Source organism: uncultured Veillonella sp., from assembly GCF_900545205.1.
Taxonomy (GTDB): Bacteria; Bacillota; Negativicutes; order Veillonellales; family Veillonellaceae; genus Veillonella.
Window position 1 is genome coordinate 1 of the sequence record NZ_UQYC01000101.1, and the last position, 4,849, is coordinate 4,849.

5 protein-coding genes are annotated in these 4,849 nt (G+C 38.8%); 4 read left to right on the plus strand and 1 reads right to left on the minus strand.

Annotated features, from left to right (window positions below; all coding sequences use genetic code 11):
* Positions 1-135: 135 nt before the first annotated feature.
* The gene (locus tag QZR70_RS08410) at positions 136-1,329 is read right to left on the minus strand and encodes a nucleotidyltransferase family protein (protein ID WP_295794468.1); all 1,194 of its coding nucleotides are present in this window, start codon (positions 1,327-1,329) and stop codon (positions 136-138) included.
* 185 nt (positions 1,330-1,514) lie between these two features.
* On the opposite strand from QZR70_RS08410, the gene QZR70_RS08415 reads away from it, so the two are divergent.
* The 4 genes from QZR70_RS08415 (at position 1,515) to QZR70_RS08430 (ending at position 4,743) form a co-directional block, all read left to right on the plus strand.
* Positions 1,515-2,078, plus strand: a complete 564-nt coding sequence (locus QZR70_RS08415; RefSeq protein ID WP_295794470.1) for a hypothetical protein — start codon at positions 1,515-1,517, stop codon at positions 2,076-2,078.
* 3 nt (positions 2,079-2,081) lie between these two features.
* Positions 2,082-3,284: an acetate/propionate family kinase gene (locus QZR70_RS08420; protein ID WP_295780615.1), complete on the plus strand. Its 1,203-nt coding sequence runs from the start codon at positions 2,082-2,084 to the stop codon at positions 3,282-3,284.
* Between the two features lie 154 nt (positions 3,285-3,438).
* Complete coding sequence (locus tag QZR70_RS08425) at positions 3,439-4,062, plus strand: hypothetical protein (RefSeq protein ID WP_295794473.1); 624 nt, start codon at positions 3,439-3,441, stop codon at positions 4,060-4,062.
* A 114-nt stretch (positions 4,063-4,176) separates the two neighbouring features.
* Complete coding sequence (locus tag QZR70_RS08430) at positions 4,177-4,743, plus strand: nucleoside triphosphate pyrophosphatase (RefSeq protein ID WP_295794475.1); 567 nt, start codon at positions 4,177-4,179, stop codon at positions 4,741-4,743.
* Positions 4,744-4,849: the final 106 nt, after the last annotated feature.

Genomic DNA, 4,849 nt, shown 5'->3' on the forward strand with positions numbered 1-4,849 from the left:
ACTACGGGCTTATAGCCCGTGAGCAAACCACCCGTTTTACGGGTGGTTCTGATTTTGCTTAAATTTATCTAGATAAACTAAGCTCTGCTCGTTTTTTAAATCTCAATCTAAATATATAAGACAAAGTTAAGCTACTTATTTGATGTATTGCGGTGTATATGTATAGTCCGTATGGCCTAAACGTTTTGCTTTATTATAGAAACATAAGGCTTGTATATCTGTCGCTAGCGTATCGATGTGATGCATAGTTTGTCCAAGATTATTAAGTTGAGTAGGTGCTTTAGCCCATTTCTGAATGACTGGAATATCATGTTCAGTTCGAAGCCATTGACGACCTCTATCATTAAAGGCTAGTAATCTAGCGTATTGAGGGCCTTCATCCATAGCGCTGTTCATCAAGTCTTTTGTAATTCCTAAGGTGAGGTATGTACCCATTCGTTGTAATCGTGCATAAGTATAGCGTTTCGATTTTATTTGATTGATAGCAGCATCCCATGTTGGTTGTTGTGCTGCTTTCAACCACAAGTGTTCAATACCTTCTGTGAAGTCAACAAAACGTTCTAATTCATTTGTTGTTATGCGACGACTCAACATATGGACCATATTATGATATCCACTGTAATCGACATAGTGACCGCTTGTAATTTTATGGTTCATATCATCTATAATTGGTGTTGGAGTAGCATCTTGAAGCTTTGAACATATATCTAAGGAGTTAGCAGTTGTGATGAGTTGTCGTAATGCCGTACCTGATGGTAACTCTTGATCGATATTTTGATTATGGTGATCAGAGGTACGTTGAATGGGAATATACTCTAAAGTTGGATGATATTTTAATCCAGCTCGTATATATTCTAGCCCTAATAAGGCATTAGGTGTGCTAAGCATTTCAGAGCTCAAGGCTTTACGGAAGGCCGTTCCATAGGACATTCCTTCATTTAAATAATTTCGTAACTCATTTTGGGTACTTTCACAATCCATACGTTTGGCTATATCTATGAGCGTATTTAGATCAGTAGTTTCAGAACCAAAGGAGAGGGTATCGATAGAGAGTGCTTTCACCATACGGATGGCACCAGTTCCAAATAGTTGCGCGCTGCCTAAGGAATAGAGTGTAGGGAGTTCGATAACAACATCTGCACCGCCAAGAATGGCCCAACGAGCACGATCAAACTTTGAGAATAGGGCCGGCTCACCACGTTGTACAAAGGAGCCACTCATAATACAGATGCGCAATGCATCAGGTGATTTTGAAGCTAATGTATGTAGTTGGTGTGCATGTCCATTGTGAAATGGATTGTATTCGCAAATAATACCGGTGGTTTTCATAGTGACTCCTTTCATTATTGTTAGTGTAACAAAGCATAGAAGCACTGTAAATAAATTTTGAACTGAAGCGTAGAGATAGTAAAAAATAGAGGTAAAAATGTATGTAAAACTAAAGTTTTTTGTAGATTTTATTTGTTCTATAGGCTATAATTAACTGTAAATGCTGAATTGATGTGAGGTATATGATGAAACAAAATTGGAAACGTACATTACAAGGGGCTCTGCTCGGTGCTGCGCTACTAGCAATGGCGGGATGTGGCTCTACAAATGTAATGGATACATATAGTTTTGGCCATCAAGTTATCCGTGCTGGTCAATCTGAAATTACCATTGCTTTGCCTTATGAAATGGGTAAAAGTACAAAAAATATGTCGGATGATGGGTATCCAATTGATATTTATGGTTCTGTTACAGATCATATGGTAATTGAGGTTGAAGCTTTGCGTGCTGGTGAAAATAAACCTTTACCAACGGTAGATGAGTATGTTAACCGCAGCAAATCTGAGTTTACTAAAATTGGCGGCACCATCAAGGAAGAGTCTGTAGCATTAGATGGCGCATCTGCTAAAAAGCTTGATGTGACCTATACAACTCAAGGGCAAACATTTAGATTTTCTCAATACGTATTCTTAGATCATGGCGTATTGTGGAATATAGTCTACCAATATCCTGAAAAGGATCAGGTAGGTGCTGATATCAGCAAAGAAATTCAAAACAAGATTCAAGTTACACAACAGAAAGAGGGTTAATCGATGAACGTATTAGTAGTTAACTGCGGTAGTTCTTCCTTGAAGTATCAATTACTTGATATGACAACTGAAACAGAATTGGCAAAAGGTCTTTTTGAGAAGATTGGTGATCAAGATGCTATCTTCACTCATAAACGTCCTAACGCTGACAAATTAGAACGCGTTGAACCAATTTTGAACCATAAAGAAGCTCTTCGCATTTTGCTTGATATTTTAGTTGATGCTGAATATGGTGTAATTAAGTCCATGGACGAAATCGACGCTGTTGGTCACCGTGTAGTACATGGCGGTGAAAAATTCGCTGACTCCGTATTGATCACTCCAGCTGTTATGGAAGCATTAGAAGAATGCTGTGCATTGGCTCCATTGCATAACCCACCAAACATCCAAGGTATTGAAGCTTGCCAAGCTATCATGCCAAACGTACCACAAGTAGCTGTATTCGATACTGCATTCCACCAAACAATGCCTAAAGAAGCTTACATGTATGCGCTTCCTTACGAATACTATGAAGACTATGGTATCCGTCGTTATGGTTTCCATGGTACATCCCATAAATATGTGGCACAACGTTGCGCTGAATTGATGGGTAAACACATGTCTGATCTTCGTATCATCACATGTCACTTGGGTAATGGTTCTTCCGTATCCGCTATTAAAGGTGGTCGTTCCATCGATACTACAATGGGCTTCACTCCATTATCCGGTTTGATCATGGGTACTCGTACTGGTGATATTGACCCAGCTATCGTTCCATTCTTGATGAATAAAACTGGCATGAACTACGAAGAAGTAGACACTGTAATGAACAAAAAATCCGGTGTACTTGGTATTTCTGGCGTGTCCAATGACTTCCGCGTTATCGAAGAAGCAGCAGCTAATGGTAACAAACGTGCTCAATTAGCATTGAACATGTTCCATTACAAAGTTCGCCGTGTAATTGGTGCATTCGCAGCAGTTATGGGTGGCGTTGATGCTATCGTATTCACAGCTGGTATCGGTGAAAATGGTATCGGTAACCGTGACGCAATCTGCAATGGTTTAGAATACTTGGGTACTCGCATTGACTCTGAACGCAATAACATCCGCGGTAAAGAACAAGAAATCAGTGCTGAAGGCTCCAAAGTTAAAATCTTCGTAATCCCTACAAACGAAGAAATCATGATTGCTCGCGATACTCAACGTATTACAGCATCCTTAAAATAATAATATAGTTCGTATCTGAACTAGGTGACTAATAGAGTCATAAAACCCCGTCTATATCTTATGTATAGACGGGGTTTTTGTAGTTTTTATACCTAGAATACCTTATAATAGAATGTATAGTTATAAAGTAGTAGTTCTTTTAAAGGGGTAACATATGACAGTATTATATGAAGAAAAATCTCAGCGTGCTAAAAGTGCAGAGTGGTTAGTATTATGTTTTGTTATTCTATTATTATGTGGTGTAGCGTACACTACATATCGCAGTATTAATTTGCATACTGTGCTAATAGCTGAATATTTCATTGAAATTATGGCCATCATCGTAATTGTGAAACAGGCGGTTAGCCGCTATACCTATATTTTGACAGACACAAAGTTAGTAATTGAAGAATCTTCTATCTTTAGAAAACGCCATTTTGAAGTGGATTACGATATGATTGATGGTGTATTCAAGTTTGAACGTGAATTATTGACGAATATTAAATATCGATATAAATACAGAAAATGTTCCACTTCTGATCCGCGTCCTATCTGGTCTCTAGTGTATGCGATTGTAAAGGGGGATAAGATCCAAAATGGTCGCCTTTTACTGAAAGCTGATGATAAATTCTTTGAAATCTTAGAGGAACATGTACCAGGGCGTATCCGTGTACCGCAAGCAGATATTGTATTCTATGCTGCAGTGCGTGCTGATGCAGTAAAACATGGAGAAGATGTACAAGAGTACTATAAAAAGTTAACTACCCCTGAAAAGGATGGCCCAGATATTACTGTGTAATTTATCAATATTCTGAGTTATAGTTTGTGATTTATATTTTCTGAGCTATGCTAGTTAGTCTTATTAATGAAATAGTTAAATTAACTAAAATTCTTATACCATAAAGGAGTGCAAATGGCTGGATTATATTTGGCGAGCCAATCACCACGAAGAACAGAGTTGTTAACACAAGTTGGCATTGATCATATTGTTGTATCGAGCGCCTATGAAGAGGCTAATGCTGGTTATGATGATCCCATTGAAATGGTAAAAGCACAGGCTTTAGGTAAAGCTCGTGCTGCTGTAGATGTCCCTGAAGGTAGTATTGTGCTAGGTGCTGATACGATTGTCGTGCTAGATAATCAAGTATTAGGTAAACCTCATGATGCGGCTGAGGCCCGTCATATGCTAGAACGTTTATCAGGCCAAGTTCATTCTGTTATTACGGGGGTAGCCTTACTCATTAAAAATCAGGAAATAGTTTTTCATAATGAAACAAAGGTATATTTTAAAAAGTTAGCTCCTTTTGAAATTGAATCCTATATCGGTAGTGGTGAGCCTATGGATAAGGCTGGCGCCTATGGTATACAAGGTAAAGGCGCCTTATGGGTAGAGAAGATTGAGGGCTCTTATACCAATGTGGTTGGCTTGCCTGTTGAGCATGTGTATGATGAACTATGTAAGGCTTTAGGCGCTAAATAATACTATCGCTTTATAGTGATAGTGTTATAATTGGCTGTGCTGTGCTGTGCTGTGCTGTGCTGTGCTGTGCTGTGCTGTGCTGTGCTGTGCTGTGCTGTGCTGTGCT